Origin of the sequence: Metabacillus sp. cB07, from assembly GCF_016839225.1 — a bacterium.
Taxonomy (GTDB): Bacteria; Bacillota; Bacilli; order Bacillales; family Bacillaceae; genus Bacillus_P; species Bacillus_P indicus.
In genome coordinates this window covers 2,447,394-2,464,904 of record NZ_CP069296.1, presented here as the reverse complement: position 1 = coordinate 2,464,904, position 17,511 = coordinate 2,447,394, and the positions used below count along the sequence as shown (strand labels likewise).

At 44.1% G+C, this 17,511-nt stretch carries 18 protein-coding genes and 1 riboswitch; of the genes, 15 read left to right on the top strand and 3 right to left on the bottom strand.

Annotated features, from left to right (window positions below):
• Positions 1–423 precede the first annotated feature (423 nt).
• The 3 genes from JOJ89_RS12480 to JOJ89_RS12470 all read left to right on the top strand — a co-directional run bounded on the left by JOJ89_RS12480 (position 424) and on the right by JOJ89_RS12470 (position 4,183).
• Positions 424–1,947: a carboxypeptidase M32 gene (locus tag JOJ89_RS12480; RefSeq protein ID WP_203290337.1), complete on the top strand. Its 1,524-nt coding sequence runs from the start codon at positions 424–426 to the stop codon at positions 1,945–1,947.
• Between the two features lie 146 nt (positions 1,948–2,093).
• A riboswitch (purine riboswitch) is annotated at positions 2,094–2,195 on the top strand.
• A gap of 90 nt (positions 2,196–2,285) precedes the next feature.
• Positions 2,286–2,876 carry a xanthine phosphoribosyltransferase gene (locus JOJ89_RS12475; RefSeq protein WP_029280367.1) on the top strand — a complete coding sequence of 197 codons (591 nt, stop codon included), beginning with the start codon at positions 2,286–2,288 and terminating at the stop codon, positions 2,874–2,876.
• The gene (locus JOJ89_RS12470; protein WP_029280368.1) at positions 2,873–4,183 is read left to right on the top strand and encodes a nucleobase:cation symporter-2 family protein; all 1,311 of its coding nucleotides are present in this window, start codon (positions 2,873–2,875) and stop codon (positions 4,181–4,183) included. Before JOJ89_RS12475 ends, JOJ89_RS12470 begins: the two co-directional genes overlap by 4 nt.
• A 67-nt stretch (positions 4,184–4,250) precedes the next feature.
• Here the strand turns inward: JOJ89_RS12470 and JOJ89_RS12465 are convergent, their stop codons facing one another.
• Positions 4,251–5,009: a L,D-transpeptidase family protein gene (locus JOJ89_RS12465; protein WP_029280370.1), complete on the bottom strand. Its 759-nt coding sequence runs from the start codon at positions 5,007–5,009 to the stop codon at positions 4,251–4,253.
• A gap of 105 nt (positions 5,010–5,114) precedes the next feature.
• Between JOJ89_RS12465 and JOJ89_RS12460 the strand changes: the two genes are divergently transcribed.
• From JOJ89_RS12460 to JOJ89_RS12445, 4 genes are all read left to right on the top strand, one after another.
• A complete protein-coding gene (locus JOJ89_RS12460) occupies positions 5,115–5,768 on the top strand; it encodes an MtnX-like HAD-IB family phosphatase (protein ID WP_029280373.1) in 654 nt (217 codons plus the stop codon).
• Positions 5,769–5,844: 76 nt separating this feature from the next.
• The gene (locus JOJ89_RS12455) at positions 5,845–6,381 is read left to right on the top strand and encodes a GNAT family N-acetyltransferase (protein WP_029566014.1); all 537 of its coding nucleotides are present in this window, start codon (positions 5,845–5,847) and stop codon (positions 6,379–6,381) included.
• A gap of 186 nt (positions 6,382–6,567) precedes the next feature.
• The gene (locus JOJ89_RS12450; protein WP_029280377.1) at positions 6,568–7,668 is read left to right on the top strand and encodes a type III polyketide synthase; all 1,101 of its coding nucleotides are present in this window, start codon (positions 6,568–6,570) and stop codon (positions 7,666–7,668) included.
• A complete protein-coding gene (locus tag JOJ89_RS12445; RefSeq protein WP_277987826.1) occupies positions 7,665–8,228 on the top strand; it encodes an isoprenylcysteine carboxyl methyltransferase family protein in 564 nt (187 codons plus the stop codon). Before JOJ89_RS12450 ends, JOJ89_RS12445 begins: the two co-directional genes overlap by 4 nt.
• A gap of 273 nt (positions 8,229–8,501) precedes the next feature.
• Here the strand turns inward: JOJ89_RS12445 and JOJ89_RS12440 are convergent, their stop codons facing one another.
• The gene (locus JOJ89_RS12440) at positions 8,502–8,789 is read right to left on the bottom strand and encodes a hypothetical protein (protein ID WP_029280381.1); all 288 of its coding nucleotides are present in this window, start codon (positions 8,787–8,789) and stop codon (positions 8,502–8,504) included.
• A 209-nt stretch (positions 8,790–8,998) separates the two neighbouring features.
• Here JOJ89_RS12440 and JOJ89_RS12435 point away from each other — a divergent pair, with 209 nt between their 5' ends.
• The 4 genes from JOJ89_RS12435 to JOJ89_RS12420 all read left to right on the top strand — a co-directional run bounded on the left by JOJ89_RS12435 (position 8,999) and on the right by JOJ89_RS12420 (position 11,367).
• Positions 8,999–9,634: an FMN-dependent NADH-azoreductase gene (locus JOJ89_RS12435; protein WP_029280383.1), complete on the top strand. Its 636-nt coding sequence runs from the start codon at positions 8,999–9,001 to the stop codon at positions 9,632–9,634.
• Positions 9,635–9,772: 138 nt separating this feature from the next.
• Entirely contained in the window at positions 9,773–10,108 is a 336-nt protein-coding gene (locus JOJ89_RS12430) for a PadR family transcriptional regulator (RefSeq protein WP_029280384.1), read from the top strand.
• Between the two features lie 3 nt (positions 10,109–10,111).
• On the top strand, positions 10,112–10,633 hold the full coding sequence (locus JOJ89_RS12425) for a DUF2812 domain-containing protein (RefSeq protein WP_051827261.1): 522 nt from the start codon (positions 10,112–10,114) through the stop codon (positions 10,631–10,633).
• A 107-nt stretch (positions 10,634–10,740) separates the two neighbouring features.
• Entirely contained in the window at positions 10,741–11,367 is a 627-nt protein-coding gene (locus JOJ89_RS12420; RefSeq protein ID WP_029280388.1) for a metal-dependent hydrolase, read from the top strand.
• 205 nt (positions 11,368–11,572) lie between these two features.
• Here the strand turns inward: JOJ89_RS12420 and JOJ89_RS12415 are convergent, their stop codons facing one another.
• Positions 11,573–11,965 (bottom strand): sporulation protein, encoded by a 393-nt coding sequence (locus tag JOJ89_RS12415; RefSeq protein ID WP_029280390.1) that lies wholly within the window; start codon positions 11,963–11,965, stop codon positions 11,573–11,575.
• A 228-nt stretch (positions 11,966–12,193) separates the two neighbouring features.
• Between JOJ89_RS12415 and JOJ89_RS12410 the strand changes: the two genes are divergently transcribed.
• From JOJ89_RS12410 to JOJ89_RS12400, 4 genes are all read left to right on the top strand, one after another.
• On the top strand, positions 12,194–15,769 hold the full coding sequence (locus JOJ89_RS12410) for a dynamin family protein (protein ID WP_203287575.1): 3,576 nt from the start codon (positions 12,194–12,196) through the stop codon (positions 15,767–15,769).
• A 177-nt stretch (positions 15,770–15,946) separates the two neighbouring features.
• Positions 15,947–16,222 carry a YpbS family protein gene (locus JOJ89_RS12405; protein WP_029280395.1) on the top strand — a complete coding sequence of 92 codons (276 nt, stop codon included), beginning with the start codon at positions 15,947–15,949 and terminating at the stop codon, positions 16,220–16,222.
• 68 nt (positions 16,223–16,290) lie between these two features.
• Positions 16,291–16,416, top strand: coding sequence for a hypothetical protein (locus tag JOJ89_RS21280; protein WP_087946327.1), 126 nt, complete (start codon positions 16,291–16,293; stop codon positions 16,414–16,416).
• Between the two features lie 118 nt (positions 16,417–16,534).
• On the top strand, positions 16,535–17,434 hold the full coding sequence (locus JOJ89_RS12400; RefSeq protein ID WP_029280397.1) for a 5'-3' exonuclease: 900 nt from the start codon (positions 16,535–16,537) through the stop codon (positions 17,432–17,434).
• Positions 17,435–17,511 lie beyond the last annotated feature (77 nt).

The window sequence follows — 17,511 nt, the reverse complement described above, 5'->3', positions numbered from 1 at the left end:
CGAGAAACGATTTGAGAGGGTAAGCAAGCGCGCGAATCGTACCCTCGGAAACCGAGAAACGAATTGGGAGGGTAAGCAAGCGCCGTAATCGTACCCTCGGAAACCGAGAAACGATTTGAGAGGGTAAGCAAGAGCGCGAATCGTACCCTCGGAAACTGAAAAACGATTTGGGAGGGTAAGCAAGTGGGCGAATCGTACCCTCGGAAACCGAGAAACGATTTGGGAGGGTAAGCAAGCGCTGTAATCGTACCCCCGGAAACCGAGAAACGATGTGGAGGGTAAGCAATTGCCAGAAGCACACATTCGCAAACAAAAATAAAACCGACCCGTCAGTTTATAAAATCATTGACAAAAACCTTTTCTTTCCTTTAATCTAAAAATGTTAGAAAATTACTACTATTTTACATACCTAAAGAAGGGGTGATCAGATTGACTATTCAATCCGTTGAGACGTCATTTTTAGAGTACCTGCAAAAAATGAAAAGCTATAATGAAGCCATCTCGCTCATGTTCTGGGATCTGCGCACAGGAGCACCGAAAAAAGCGATTGAACAGCGTTCGCAGGCAATTGGCATTTTATCTACTGAAGTGTTCCAAATGCAGACATCTGATGAAATGAAGTCCTATATTGATCAGATTCTGAGCGCGAAGGATGAGGTTTCTGAAATCACATTCAAAGCAGCCCTTGAAAGTGAGAAAGAATACAATCTAAGCAAAGTGATCCCGCAGGAAGAATACAAAGAATATGTCATTCTGCAGTCAAAAGCAGAGTCCGTGTGGGAAGAAGCGAAGGAAAAATCGGATTTCAGCCTGTTTGCACCGTACTTAAAGAAGCTCGTTGACACCAACAAAAAGTTTCTTGAGTACTGGGGCTACAAAGAAAACAAATATGATACGTTCCTTGACCAGTATGAGCCGGGTGTAACCGTCGAAGTGCTTGACCGGGTATTCGGCGAACTGAGAAGCCGGATCGTGCCTCTTGTCAAAAGCATTACAGAGTCACAGAACCAGCCGGAAACTCACTTTTTGTATGAGCCGATTTCAAAAGACAAGCAGCGCCAGATCTCAGAGTTCTTCCTGAAAGAGCTCGGCTACGATTTTGAAGCAGGCCGCCTGGATGAAACGGTCCATCCATTTGCGATCAGTCTTAACCGCGGGGATGTGCGTGTTACTACGAAATATGCTGAAAATGACTTCCGTACAGCGCTTTTCGGCACAATCCACGAATGCGGTCACGCGCTTTATGAGCAGAACATTTCAGAAAAGCTTGAAGGAACCCTGCTGTGCGACGGAACATCCATGGGAATTCATGAGTCGCAGTCTCTTTTCTATGAGAAATTCATCGGCAAAAATCCTGGATTCTGGAACCGCTACTACGATTCGCTCAAGAACTATGCAGACGGGCAGTTTGATGATGTAGCGCTCCAGGATTTCTACCGCGCAGTCAACGAATCCAAGCCGTCTCTTATCCGCATCGAGGCAGATGAACTGACGTATCCGCTTCACATCATGATCCGCTATGAAATTGAGAAGGGCTTATTTAATGATGAAATCGAAGTAGAGGATCTTCCGCGCATCTGGAATGAAAAATATACAGAGTACCTTGGCGTAACGCCATCGAATGACGCAGAAGGCGTGCTTCAGGACGTTCACTGGTCCGGCGGCATGTTCGGCTATTTCCCGTCCTATGCACTTGGCTATATGTACGCCGCGCAGTTTAAACAGGCGATGCTGAAAGACTTGCCTGACTTTGATCAGCTTGTTGAAAACGGGGAGTTCGGCACGATTAAAAACTGGCTGACAGAAAAGATCCATCAGCACGGAAAAATGAAGCAGCCGCTTGAGATCCTTCATGATGTAACAGGAGAAGGCCTGAATGCCAAGTATTTAATCGATCATCTCGAGACGAAGTACTCGAAACTTTATCAGCTTCAGCCGGCAAAATAATAAGCAAAGGCCGCACGTGTTCTCGTGCGGTCTCTTTTGGTTTTTTCAGAAATAACGAATAATTCGAATTAAATTACATGCCATTATTCGCTTTTTTGTGCAGAATACTCTTCCCATAACGAATAAACCCTGTTATAATGCTACTATTCTAATAAAACGTGCACACTCATATAATCGCGGGGATATGGCCTGCAAGTTTCTACCGGATGACCGTTAATCATCTGACTATGAGTGAGCAGTGCTTTGTTTTGCAGCCTGCTTCTTTTAAGCTATCTTCTAAACGGCATTGTCTCACTCTATGAGACGATGCCGTTTTTTTATAGCTGGAGGGAAATAGGATGATCATGCTGCAGGAAAAAATTAAACTTGAAGGAAAGGTGCTTTCTGATCAGGTACTGAAAGTAGATTCCTTTTTAAATCATCAAATTGATCCATTTTTAATGAGAGAAGTAGGAAAAGAGTTTGCAGGAAGGTTTAAAAACGAAGGCATTACGAAAATTCTTACCCTGGAATCGTCAGGGATTGCGCCGTCGGTGATGACAGGGCTTGAGCTGAACGCGCCGGTCGTTTTTGCAAGAAAGCGCAGCTCTCTTACGTTAAAGGGCAAGCTTCTCACAGCAGCTGTTTATTCATTTACGAAGCAGGAAGAAAACACGATCGCTGTATCAGGCGAACATCTGAATGAAACAGACCGTGTGCTCATTATTGACGATTTTCTGGCAAATGGACAGGCAGCTCTTGGACTTGCCGAGATTGTGAAGCAGTCCGGAGCAGAAATTGCGGGAATAGGCATCGTTATTGAAAAATCGTTTCAGGACGGCGGGAAATTGCTTCGTGAAAAAGGCTTTCGCGTGGAATCTCTTGCACGAATCGAGTCTCTTGAAAACGGCGCCGTGCAATTTCTTGACAAAACGGAGGCAGTCCGATGAATAACAATTCCTTTAAAGTGTTCTCACTCGGCATTCAGCACGTTCTTGCCATGTATGCAGGTGCGATTATCGTGCCTCTGATTGTAGGCGGAGCCCTTGGATTAACGCCTGAACAGCTGACTTATCTTGTTTCCATTGATATTTTCATGTGCGGTCTTGCTACACTTCTGCAGGTGTGGAAAAACAAGTTTTTCGGAATTGGTCTTCCGGTTGTGCTCGGATGCACGTTTACAGCAGTTGGTCCAATGATCGCCATTGGGACGGAGTACGGTATATCTTCTGTCTATGGTTCGATTTTAGCTTCAGGAATTTTCGTCATTCTGATTTCAACAGTGTTTGGGAAGCTGGCTGTATTTTTCCCGCCTGTTGTAACAGGATCTGTCGTGACGATTATCGGAATCACGCTGATTCCGGTTGCCATGAATAATATGGCGGGCGGACAGGGGGCCGCTGATTTTGGATCTCCTTCCAATCTTGCGCTTGCTTTTGGTGTTCTGCTGTTTATTATTCTGCTTTACAGATTTTTCACCGGCTTCATCCGCGCCGTTTCCATCCTGATTGGGCTGATTGCGGGAACAGCTGCGGCTGCGCTTATGGGAAAGGTGGACCTGCAGCCTGTCTCTGAAGCGGGATGGTTTCAGATCGGCAAGCCGTTTTACTTTGGAACGCCGACGTTTGAGATTGCTCCGATTTTGACAATGATCCTCGTCGCTATCGTCAGTTTGGTAGAGTCAACCGGGGTTTACTATGCGCTTGGGGATCTTACGAAAAAGAACATCACAAAAGAGGATCTTGCGAAAGGGTACCGTGCAGAAGGAGTTGCTTACTTGCTTGGGGCAATCTTTAATGCTTTCCCATATACGGCATATTCTCAAAATGTAGGATTGATTTCTCTTTCTGGCGTTAAATCAAGGAATGTCATCTATACAGCAGCAGGAATGCTCATGGTGCTTGGACTAGTTCCTAAAATTGCAGCCTTCACAACCATTATTCCTGAAGCCGTTCTCGGCGGAGCCATGATCGCCATGTTTGGGATGGTTATTGCATACGGCATCAAGATGCTGAGCAGGGTTGAGTTTGCTTCACAAGAAAATTTGCTTATTATCGCGTGCTCTGTAGGAATGGGACTTGGTGTGACTGCCGTGCCTGATATGTTCGCCGCTCTTCCCGAGTCTGTTAAAATCCTGACCAACAACGGCATTGTGGCGGGGAGCCTGACAGCCATTCTGCTGAATATTGTGTTCAACGTTGTTCGAAAAGAAGAAAAAAGCGAAGCTGTACGTCTGAACGAAAAACACGCATCTTAATTCTTCTGATGTAAAATAAGATCCAATAGAAAAGCCATACCCGAATATCTTCAGGGTATGGCTTTTCTTAATACATACTGAGGGCTTTTCTTGTAGCCGGACCGACTATGCCGTCTGCTGAAAGCTTTTTGCTCTTTTGGAAAGATCTCACTGCTTTATCGGTATTGGTTCCGAAGATTCCATCAATGCCGCGCGTGTCGAACCCTTTGGAGGTAAGAAGCTGCTGGAGATGTTTGACTTCGCTTCCCCGGCTGCCTTTTTTCAGATTTTGTCCCGTAAATCCGGATGGTTTAGAAGATACTGCTTTGCTGCCGCTCACCTTATATCCTTTTGAGGAGGCAATGGCATCAAACGAACTGCCGGAAGATGTTATGATAACAGGTGTATTCATTTTAACCTGGCTGTACAGCCATTCCACTTCATTATCATACATCCTGATGCATCCGTTGCTGATGTACTGCCCGATGGAGCTTGGATTGTTGTTCCCGTGTATGGCATAAGTTGTGCCCCATGTGCCTCTTGCGTTGATGCCAAGCCAGCGGTTTCCAAGAGGGTTGCGCGAGTCGCCGCCGGGAATGCCAAGCTTGTAGTATGGTCTGTTTACAATTTTGCTGACCACTTTAAAGGTTCCTTCAGGGGTGTAGGATGGCTTTTTGCCGGTTGCCACTTTAAACACGCTGCTGAGCTTGCTGTTCTTATAAAAGGCCAGCTGATTTTTGGACTTGTTAATAATAATAAAGTCACTGCCTGCTGCCTCTGTTTTGCTGATGCCTGCGCCGAAAAAGATAAATAGCGCGGCGGTGAAAATAACGAATAATTTCTTCATGTGTCTCTCCTTTGATGTGAGTAGTTAAAAGCAATTACTACATGATATGAAGAGAGAAACCTATATATTTCCAGATGAAAAAATTAAATCAATGGAGGACTTACAATGAAACCATGGGCATTCGTATCTGATTTTGACGGGACAATCTCCAAGAAAGATTTTTATCACCTTGTTATTGAGGAACTTTTCCCTGAAGGAGAAGCGCTGTTCAAGCAGTGGAAGCGGGGGGAGATGCTGGATATTGACTTTTTAAGCCGAATATTCACCTCTATTCACCTTGAAGAGGAAGAACTGATTAAAACCATTCTGACATTGCCGCTGGACAATTATATCGGCCCTTTTATTGAACGTGTCCAAAAAAACGGCGGTGATTTTTATATCCTCAGTGCAGGAACAGATTATTATATTAAGCACATTTTTGACGCGCTTGGCGCAGAAAACGTCGAGATCATCTCAAATAAAGGCCATTTTAAAAGCAAAAACATTCATCTGGAAATTGATAAAAATGACTGGAGCTATTCAGAGCGATATGGAATTGATAAATCAAAAGTCATTCAGAAACTGAAAGAAACCTATGATGCGGTTTACTTTTACGGAGACAGCGAACCTGATTCCCATCCTGCAGCCTTTGCAGATGTAACCTTCGCAAAGGACGCGCTGTGCGGTCTGCTTGAAAAAAAGGGAATTGCCTATATTGAAGCAGACTCATTTGTAGATGTAGAAGCGTATTTGCGCGGACGGGGAGTACTTGTCATTTGAAAAATCGTGAAACAGCCTGTATAATGTGATACTTCTTGAGCGCAGAGATATACTAACGTCAAGGAGCTGAACTTCAATGATTACTCAAGATGACAAAACGGTTTTTACTGCAAAAAATGGAGAACAGATTACGCTGAGGCCTGTAAGGGAAGAGGATGCGGCAGACATAATTGAATCTGTACAGAGCATCATTGATTCGGGGACGTACATACAAAAAGAAAGTCCGCGTTCCCTCCAAGAAGAAAAAGCATTTATTAAAGAATTAAAAGAAAAAGATAACTTTTATCTCGGTGTTGAAATGCAGGGGAAGGTTGTCGGCATCGCAAGAGTTCTGCGGGGAGAGCTTCAAATGAAAAGACATACCGGCCTGTTCCGGACGTGGCTTACAGATTCTGCGCAGGGCCTCGGCATCGGCAAGGAGGTCATGAGTGCAACACTTGACTGGTGCAGAAAGAACAACCTCCATAAGCTTTGCCTGACGGTTTTTGCTTCCAATGAAGTAGCGGTAAAGCTTTATGAAAAATACGGCTTTGCAATTGAGGGAGTACAGCGTGAACAGGCAATTCTGAACGGGAAATACGACGATGAAATTCATATGGCGTACTTCTTTTAAAAATTTCCATTCAAACATGTCTGTTCAAACCCGTTTTTCGCGATATAATAAAAGAGCACAACAACAACTCCTTTAAAACGTTGCTTTTCCCTGATCAGGGAAGAGCTTTTTTTTTGCCGGTCATTACATAAAACCTCCTTTATTTGGAAAAAGTAACCGTTATAAGAATAAAATGAGGTGGATGGGATGGCCTATCTTTTATCAGTCGGCAAGAGCATACCGGAAAACAGGATGCAGCAGGACGCGACTGTAGAATTTGCAAAAGAACTCTTTGAAGGAACGTTTAAAGATATTAACCGGCTTCTGCCTGCTTTTAAAAATGGCGACATAGAATCCCGGCAATTTGTTAAAGACATCAGCTGGTACAGGACTCAGCACACCTTTGAGGAAAAAAACAATACATACATTGAGGCGGCTGTGGCCCTTGGAACGGAGGCGATTATCAGCTGCCTGCAAAACCGGGTCTATTTAAACAGAGAGATCGGATGCGAAGAAATTGACGCGATTTTCTTTGTCTCGAGCACCGGGATTTCTACTCCGAGCATTGATGCCAAAATCATCAACAATCTCCCGTTCAAAGAGTCAGTGAAACGAATGCCCATCTGGGGACTCGGGTGTGCAGGCGGCGCATCAGGCCTGTCGAGGGCTCATGACTACTGCAAGGCTTATCCGGACGCGAAAGTCATTGTTGTCTGTGTCGAACTCTGCAGCCTGACCTTTCAGCATGACGACCTTTCCAAAAGCAATTTTATCGGCACCTCCCTGTTTGCAGACGGGGTTGCATGTACTCTTCTTGCCGGAGAAAACGCTGATCTTGCTCATTTATCCGCTCTTTCTGTCCTTCCTAAAACACGTTCGACACGCTCGGTGTTTATGAGAGATTCGGAAGATGTGATGGGCTGGGAAATTAAAAACAACGGATTCTATGTTATTTTTTCAAGAGACATACCAGCTATTATCAGAAACTGGCTGAAGGGTACGGTGGAGGATTACCTTGCTGATGAGGGGGTTTCACTCGGAAGCATTCAGCATTTCCTTGCCCATCCCGGAGGAAAGAAAGTGCTTGATGCGTATCAGGCAAGTCTCGGGTTCACCGAGGAGCAGCTGTCCGTATCTAAGAATGTTTTAAGACAGCACGGAAATATGTCGTCTGCAACGGTAATGTATGTGATTGACGAGTACATGACAAACGGACGCACAAACCCTGGAGATCTGGGCATAATTGCAGCACTCGGTCCGGGGTTTTGCGCAGAACTTCTTCTTGCGGAATGGGAGCGGGTTTCATGATATTCGCCTTTTTTCTGACGATTATTATCCTTCAGCGGCTGAGTGAGCTTGTGCTGGCAAAACGAAACGAAAAACGGTTGCTGAACCTTGGCGGGCAAGAACACGGCAAAAGGCATTATCCGTGGATTGTAGCGCTCCACAGCCTGTTTTTGCTCTCATTTCTTCTGGAAGTGCTGCTTTTTGATAAACAGCTTTCCCCGCTTTGGATGGTCATTTTGCCGATTATTGTTTTCACGCAGATCATCCGTTATTGGGCTGTGTTCAGTCTCGGGCCATACTGGAATACAAAAATTATCATTGTCCCTAATCTCGAAATTGTGGCAAAAGGACCGTACAAATATATGAGGCATCCGAATTACCTTGTTGTTGCCGTTGAAATCCTGTTTCTGCCGATCCTTTTTCAGGCATATGCTACGGCTGTGACATTTACCCTGCTTAATGCAGTCATTCTGTCGATCAGAATTCCAGCTGAAGAAAGAGCCCTTGCAGAACATACGGCCGATTACGACGAAACGTTTTCATGGAAAAAGAGATTTGTCCCCCGAAAAGGGGAGGAATAACAGGTTCAATTGGGCATAATTTAAGCATAGATGCCGCAAATAGAACGAATGAACACCATCATTTTAATCCATGCACATAAATCCCTGTTGAAAATGATTTTCATTCGTGGTAGAGTGAAGGTAATAATCATTCTCAGTGAAAAGGTTGTGTGAGACGATGGAAATGACACTCGTATTAGGAACGGTTTTGGCCTACAGCACACTGATGGGCTACATATTAAAAAAAGTGAATACTGCTTCTTAACCTCATGCTGCCTGATTCGGCAGTTTTTTTTATGTCTTTTTTTCATACCTGCGATAAGCTTTCAGCGAAGTTTTAAGAGAGGAATATGCCCCGACAGCAGCACTTCCGTAAAAACAACCCATAAACAGCCCTGTTGAAAAATGGTTGGGATGGCTGATGAAAATGCCGATCAGCAAACCGGTAAATCCTGCGGCAGTAGGGACAAAATGCGGGGGAATCTTAAAGAGCAGCTTCGCGATTTGAGTCAATATGATAACGGCAGGAACGGCAATGACCGCATCCCAGAAATTTGTATGGATAATCGGAAATTCTGTCACTTCTCTCCATCCTTTCTGTCTTTAGTATGAGAGAATGCGGCTGATAATATTTCTGTAAGCTTTTTGTTTGACAAAATTCGCCGGATTCGATATTATTATCTCGAATTGAAGATATTCAATTTAAAGATTCTTAAATTATTGTTTTAATCACGTGGATTTAATCAATAATAAAACGGGATCAAACTTTTAAAAAAGGAAAGGTGACTACCATGTCAAAAGTTTTATACATCACTGCGCATCCGCACGACGATACAGCCTCTTTCAGTATGGCTGCAGGAAAAGCATTTCTAGATGAGTACAAAAAAGCAAATTCAGGCGATGAGGTTGTTCACATTGATCTTTATAAAGAAAACATCCCGCATATCGATGCAGATGTTTTCAGCGGCTGGGGAAAACTGCAGACCGGAAAAGGCTTTGAAGAACTTTCAGCGGAAGAAAAAGCAAAGGTCGGACGCCTGTCTGAGCTGAGCGAACAATTCATTTCAGCTGACAAATATGTTTTCGTCACACCTCTTTGGAACTTCTCTTTCCCTCCTGTTATGAAAGCGTATCTTGACTCTGTCGCTGTTGCAGGCAAAACGTTTAAATATACAGAGCAGGGACCTGTCGGATTGCTGACAGACAAAAAAGCTCTTCACATTCAGGCGCGCGGAGGCATCTACTCAACAGGCCCTGCTGCTGAAATGGAAATGGGGCACCGCTACCTCGGCATCATGATGCAGTTCTTCGGTGTTCCTTCATTCGAAGGCCTGTTCATTGAAGGACATGCAGCAATGCCTGACAAAGCTCAGCAAATCAAAGAAGACGGAATCGCACGCGCGAAAGACCTTGCTCATACATTCTAATGATAAAAAGAATCTCCAGCCGGGGATTCTTTTTTTTGATTAGAAAAGATTGACAGCAAACAGGATATGCCATTATTATATTATTAATAGATATATCATTAAACGATATATTGATACATGATATAAAGAGGTGATACATTGCCGAGAAATGCGATGATGGAAATGGAACAGCTTACAGACCCCGCTTATTACATTGTTTTATCTTTGCTTGAAGAAAAGCACGGGTATCTCATTATGAAACATATAGAAGAACTGACAGGCGGAGAGTTTATAATAGGCCCTGCTACACTTTATACACTGACCAAAAAACTGCTTGACGCTGAAATGATTTCCCTTTCTGCCAGTCAGGACGACAGACGGAAAGTTTACAAAGCAACGGAAAAGGGCCGAAAACTCCTGGAGCTCGAGATAGGCCGCAGACAGAGGATGGCTGCACATGGAATGGATGCTTTTAAGAAAAATAAGGAGGTCTGATCAATGGCGAAAAGAAGATATATGCCTTCGGCAGGTCTGGCTTTTGCAGAAGAACGGGAAATGAAAAAACTCAGTAAAATGGCCCAAAAGGGTTGGGTGCTTGAAAAATTCTCCTTCATGGGCTATACGCTTAAAAAATCCAATCCTCGACATCTGATTTACAGCCTTGACTATCAGAATGTAAAGGGGGATGGAGCTGAAGAGTATTATGACGTTTTCAGGGCTGCGGGCTGGGAGCCTGTTACATCAAATGGAAGCGTCCATGTTTTTTCAGCAGAAGAGGGAACTCCGCCTATTCATACAGAGGATGAATCTAAAGCAGAAAAATATGCCGTGATGAAAAACTGGTTTGGATCGATTGCCTGTTTCCTCATACTGCTCACTATTGCGTCTGTCTTTTTAATGCAGGAGTCGGTCATCATCCAGCGGTTTATCTTTCCAGCATCACTTGCTCTGACTGTTCCAGCAGCTATGACGTTTATTACCCTGCAAATTCGGTATGCAGCCGTTAGAAAGAACCTGTAAATATGCGTTTGTGTAAGCTAAAAGAATGATTTTCCCCATAAGTCCTCTCAGCAGGGCTTTTTTGTATTAGAATGTAGGGATGAACATTAAAGGAGAGAAAGTACAGCATGGATGGAACATCACATATGGCGATAGGAGCGGCAGCAGGTTTCGGCGCAGCGAGTGCAGTCGGGGCGGATCTGGAAGCGACGCTCATTTTATCTGCGCTCGGAGGACTCACAGCCTTAATGCCTGATGCTGATATTGACGGCAAGCTGAGAAACAGACTGACATTTTCACATCATTTTATCCGCAGTGTCGCACAGATCGCGGGATTTCTAATGATTATGTACAGTTTTTTTCAAGGAAAGGGAAATGAAATCTGGACTGGCATGGGAGCAGGAGCAGCGATCATTGTGTTGTCTGCTTTTATCAGGCAGAGGCATATGCTGACGATGACAGGGGCGGGAATTGCCGCAGGAGGTTTTTCCCTGCAGGAAACATGGGTCATTCTGCTTGGCATCTATATGATCATAGCTTCTTTTGTCCCTCACAGAAGCTATACGCACAGTATTGCCGGGCTTTTGTTTTTCGCAGTTATAGCCTCACAATTTGAACAGGCAACAGGGCTTCAGGGAGCTTTTTACGCAGGTACTGCAGGGTATGCGAGTCATCTGATTGCAGATATGAAAATTCTTCCTTTTAACAGGCGCGGAGTTAAATTCTTTCTGCCGTTCTCATCAAAGGAGTTTTAAAGATCAAAAGCGGAAGCGCCTTGCTCAGATCCGATAGGCAGATAAGAATCCGGCGGAAAAGTCCGGTTCCCGCCTTTTTTGACGGATTTGTTCTGACAGAGGATCTAGGCGCTGGAGCTGGACGAGGATTAATTTGTTATTCTATTTTCGTGACATTGAAAAAATGCAGTCCGCATCCGGACTGCATTTTCTGATTTTAAAAGGTTCAGCTTGGCTGAATAATGACTTCATCGTGGTCAACGCTGCTGATGCCGTCAGTAAAGATTAGACGGGTAATAAATTTATAGGAAATGTGGCTGTCTGTCGGCAGCAGGGAAGGAGGGAGCTCAAAACAAAAATTCATCGTTTTTTCTTCCTGTGCTGAAATGACAGCGGAAGAAAGAATGGTTCTTGTGTTGATAACCCTTTCCGTGTCATTCACTGAATGCGTCTGCACGAGATCCGACTCTACCCTCTTCAGGCGCTGTTCAGCAAATCCGCCTTTTATAACGTATTCACCTTTAATCATATCGCCAATGCGGTATGTATCTTTTTTCAGGACAAGATCAATTTTGGCAGATCCTACTCCAAATTTGCACAGTACTTTTCCAAGTAACAAGAAAATACCCACCTTCCGGCCGTGCGGCCATCTGTTATCATTGATTATTTTACGTATTTATTGTAATTTTTCAACCATATTTTTAATAAAAGTTTGTCTTTTTTACGTTTTTATCTGGAAAAAGTTTCATTTTACGGCGTAACTATTTAAAGATTCTCATAATAGGATGGGAAAAAGGCAAAAAATCAAGTAAAATAGCAATATACGCCAGACAAAGGGGTTTAGGGAATGAGTACGAAAACGTTAAAACAGCATCTGCTTCCCAGAACGGCTGCTGTATGGAATAAAATACAGGATGAACCTGAAACAGCCGATAAATTGATCGAGCTGTTCTATAAAATTCAAAAAAATACGAAGCACATTGCTTTTACAGGCCATTTCTCAGCAGGGAAATCAACGATGATCAACATGCTGATCGGTGAAGAGGTACTGCCGACAAGCCCGATTCCGACAAGTGCAAATGTCGTGCTGCTTCAAAAGGGTGAAAAATCTGTCATTCTGCATGACACGAAAGGAAACCTGATCAAGCTGAAGGGTTCCTACTCCATTCAGCAAGTGAAGGACTATTGCAGGCAGGGCAATGAGGTCTTAAAAATCGAGATAAAAGATGAGTATTCGTCTCTTCAGGAAAACGTTGTGATCATGGACACGCCTGGAATTGATTCCACGGATGCCGCTCACCGCATGGCGACCGAATCCGCTCTGCATCTAGCAGATTTAGTGTTTTATGTGACAGATTACAATCACGTTCAATCCGAAGAAAATGTGGCATTTGTCCACGAAATGATACATAAAGGCAAACAGATCTATTTAATTGTTAATCAAGTTGATAAACACAGGGAAGAGGAAGTGGCCTTCTCTGCATTCAGGGCTCAGATTGAAATGACGTTCGAGGCGGCGGGACTGCCTTCAGACCATGTTTTCTATACGTCACTTACGGCTTTAGACCATGAGCATAATCAGCTTTCTTCCGTAAAAAGTCTCATCAGCGAAATGATTTCTAAAGAGGGTCTTGTACAAGAGAATGCCCAAAACACGCTGATCTCATTATCTTCAGACTATCTCGGCCAAAAGGAAGAAGATCTTGAATTGAAGGAGATTTCAGCAGATGAACTTCTCTCGCAAATCGGCAGTGTTCAAAAAGAACTGGACACATCCCAGGCTGCATTAAAGAATCTTTCTGACAGCATCAGCTCTGTTTCAGCAGACTTGCGTGATCAGCTGGACTATATTCTTAAAAATGCCAATCTGATTCCATTCGAGACAAGGTCAAAGGCTGAACGGTTTATTGAAGCGTCACTGCCGGGCTTTAAAGTGGGGCTGTTCTTCTCAAAAGCAAAAACAGCAGAAGAACAGAAAAAACGGGAAACGGAACTGTTTGAGGACATTTCAGCTCACTTGCAGTCTCAAATTGCCTGGCACGTGAATGAACTGCTGAAGAAAAAAGCGGCAGAGCATGAAATCAGCAGCCCTGATTTTCTGCAGAAGCTTCAGGATTTTTCAATCAAGACAGATGCTGCACTTCTGCACACTTCCGTTCAAAAAGGGGCTACGGCCAACGCGCAGTATACACTCACCTATTCCAATGATTTAAGTGAATCGGTAAAAAAAGACGCAAAAAAACAGGTGATGCCTCTTATCGAACAGATGGAACAGCATGTGAAGGATCAAAACGAAGTTCAGCTTCAAGCATTATCTTCAGACGTGTCGAAACGAACAGAGAAACTTGAGGCATTAAACGAACAGTACCGCAGGCTGATTGGTTTTGAACAGCTGAAAAATGACGTGATGGAGCTTGCCGCACAGGAAAAGCTACCAGATCTCGACCTTGCCGAGTGGATAAGGAAGCATCCTGAAAAAATGGCTTCAGAAGGAACGCTTGAGCAAAAGCAGTCCGTTAGCAGGAAAAGCGAAAAGGAATCTGCTGAAAAGACACAAGTCCAGGATCAAACGGCTGATCAGGCTTTTTTTGCAGAGCAGATCGCTGCAGCATCAAATGTACTGACCGGCATTCCGGGCTTTCAGCAGCTTTCATCGTCTCTAAAGACGAAAGCAGAGTCCCTTCAGAACAAGTCGTTTACTGTTGCCCTGTTTGGAGCATTCAGCGCAGGGAAATCATCCTTTGCAAATGCGCTGCTTGGTGAAAAGCTCTTGCCTTCATCACCAACGCCGACAACGGCTGCAATTAATAAAATCAAACCAGTTACAAAGGATAAACCGCACGGGATGATTGAAGTGAAATTTAAAACTGAACGTGCATTTCTTGAGGACATTTCAGATATTTTCTCCATAGAGGCAGTTTCAGCTGAAGATGCCCGCATGAAACTTGCTGGTATGAAAGGGGACAGCGAGAGGCTGAAGTCTCTTTTGCCCCTCTATCAAAAGGCATTGTCAGAGATAGGTTCCATCAGCGGCAAAACGATTGCTGCAAACAGGGAAGAATACAAAGAATATGTGGCCAATGAGGAAAAAGCGTGCACGGTTGAAGAAGTTGTCATCTATTTTGACAGCCCGCTGACGCAAAGCGGAATTACGATCGTCGATACTCCTGGAGCAGATTCGTTTAATTCAAGACATACAGAAGTAGCATTCGATTACATTAAAAATGCGGACGCCATTTTGTTTGTCACCTACTATAACCATCCGTTTTCAAAAGGAGACAGAGAGTTTCTGAAGCAGCTTGGAAGGGTGAAAGACACCTTCTCAATGGATAAAATGTTTTTTATCATCAATGCCATTGACCTTGCAGGAAGCAATGAAGAAATTGAGCTGGTGAAAGACTATATCCGGGACCAGCTTTTGACTCACGAGATACGGCATCCCCGTCTTTACGGGATATCAAGCATGCAGGAACTTGCTAAAACGGCAGATCCTCTCCAGTCTGAATTCGGGGTGATGAAAGAGGAATTCCATCACTTTATGAACCACGATCTTTCTGCCTCCATGATTCAGTCTGCAAAGCTTGAGCTTTCGATTGCAAAGCAGCAGCTGCAGTCGGTCCTTGATGCAGCAGACAGCGATCAGGAGAAAAGAGAACTGGAAATAAAAACGCTGACAGCTCAAAGAGAAAAGGTGCTGTCCATGCTGAATGCGGAAACGCAAAATCTCAGGGAGAAACAGCTGGAGCAGGAAGTGAAAGAGCAGCTGTTCTATGTGAAGCAGCGGACGATGCTCAGGTTCCCGGATCTGTTCAAAGAAGCCTTTCATCCGGGAGCATTTGGCGGTTCCAAATCCCCGAAAGAAGTATTGGAAGATTGCTATCAGGATCTCCTTGCGTCCCTTCAGTTTTATGTTCTGCAGGAATTGCAGGCTGTTACTCTGAGGCTTGAAAAGTACGTGCACAGTCTTTTATCTGATGCTTTCAAACAGGCGGCAAGAGAAATGCTGATGCACAATGGACAGCTCCGGACTTCCATGCCGGATTTACAGAAGATTGAGACACCTAAAATCAGAACGTCTTTGAAAGAACATGTAACAAATGAAGAAAAACAGCCGCTGAAGAAATTTAAAAATACGAAGGCTTTTTTTGAGAAAAACGAGAAAAAGCAAATAAGCGAAGAGCTTCAGGAAAAGCTTGCACTTCCTGTTTCAATTCAGCTGACAGAGAGCGAACATCAGTTTAAGGCTTACTATGGAGAAAAGCTGAGGGAAGCAAGCAAGGAGCTTAACGGGAATCTTGTTCTCCAGACAGAGTCGTTCTATGAAGTGCTTCTGTCAGCATACACGCTTGAGGATGTCTCGTCCTATGAGCGGAGTAATGAGATGCTTGAGAAGATTCTTTCTGCAGCAGGTGTCCAGTCATGAAGTCACCCTATCAGGTATGCGCCGCCTGCATACACTTTCAAAGCTTCCGGGCTGAAGGGCGGATGATTTACCGCTGCAGCCGGCTCGGATTTGAAACAAAACCTGATTATTCCTTTGATTGCTGGAGTCCAAAGGAATCAGTAAAAAAACTAATGGAAAAAAGAGGAGATCAACAAGATGAGCAACGTACATGAAGCCATTACGGCACACAGCAAAAAGCAAAATGCCATCGTTACAAAGTTTGCGGCATTAGAGGAGAAAAGAGAGGCGCTGATTGAAAAAGCGGTTATGCAGTGCAGACAATCCAAGCCTTTTTCAGTGAATGGCATAAATGAAGTCACAGCTGAGATCAACGAACTTGCAAAAGGGGGCATCATTCCAACGAGACAGCACGTTACAGAGGAAATGGTCAAAGAATATGTGCAAAGAAAGTTCGGCCAGGACAGCCAATAACTTCTTCGTGTCAGGCAGCTGTTCCCTGAAGATACTAAAGCTAACCTAACTGAAAAGAGGTGTCAGCTTTGGGAAAAACGAAAAAAGGGAATGCCAACGCACAGCGCAACAACAATGCAAAGGGCTATAATGAAGAATTCGCTTCATACGCAGAAACTGAAGTGAAAAAAATGAACAGCAAAAAAGAGAAGTAATAAAGCAGGGGGCCGTTCTATAGAACGGCCCTTTTCATGTTTTTCCCTTTCTTCCCGCGGACATAATTATGGTATGATAGAGACAGCGTATTTTTTAGAATAGGAGTTTGATCTCTATATGAATAACAAAAAAGAACATTTGCTGATCGTTGACGGCATGGCTCTCTTATTCAGAGCTTTCTACGCCACAAGCGTTTACGGCAACTTTATGATAAACAGCAAGGGCGTGCCGACAAATGCAGTAAACGGCTTCCTGAAGCATCTGCTCGCTTCCGTTAAACATTTTCAGCCGACCCATGTCATCTGCTGCTGGGATATGGGCAGCAAAACATACAGATCAGAGCTTTTTGATCACTATAAAGCCAACCGTCCGGAAGCTCCTGTTGAAATGCTTCCGCAATTTGACCTTGCCAAAAAGGCTGCAGAAGCTTTTAACATTCCAAATGTCGGTCTTGTCGGGTACGAAGCGGATGACTGCATCGGGACCATTGCAAAGCTTTATTCTGCTGAAATGAATATTTCCATTCTGACGGGCGACCGCGATCTTCTGCAGCTGCTTGATGAAAACATACAGGTCGTTCTAATGCAGAAGGGAATTGGCCAATATAAAGTGTATACGCCGGATTTCTTTACAGAAGAAACGGGCATTCTTCCAGCTCATCTTGTGGATGTGAAAGGACTCATGGGCGACAGCAGCGATAACTATCCCGGAGTGAAAGGCATCGGAGAGAAAACGGCCTACAAGCTGATTGCAAAGTACAAGTCTATCGATGTTCTGCTTGAGCGGCTTGAAGAGCTGACGAAAGCCCAGCGGTCAAAGATTGAGCAGGATTTGGACATGCTTCATCTATCAAGACGGCTTGCAGAAATTGCGTGCGATGTACCTGTTGAATGCACCCTTGAAGAAGCTGTATTTGATGCAGAGCACAGCCGTGCTGCACGGTTAATTGAAGAAATGGAGCTTAGAGGGCTTCATACCTTTTTATCAGATGCATTGAATTCCAGAGAGGCAATATGACCTCTCTTCTCTTTTACATAACCGGCCCCAAAACGGGAGCAAGCCCTTTGTTTTTGATCCCGTTTCCTTTATGATCC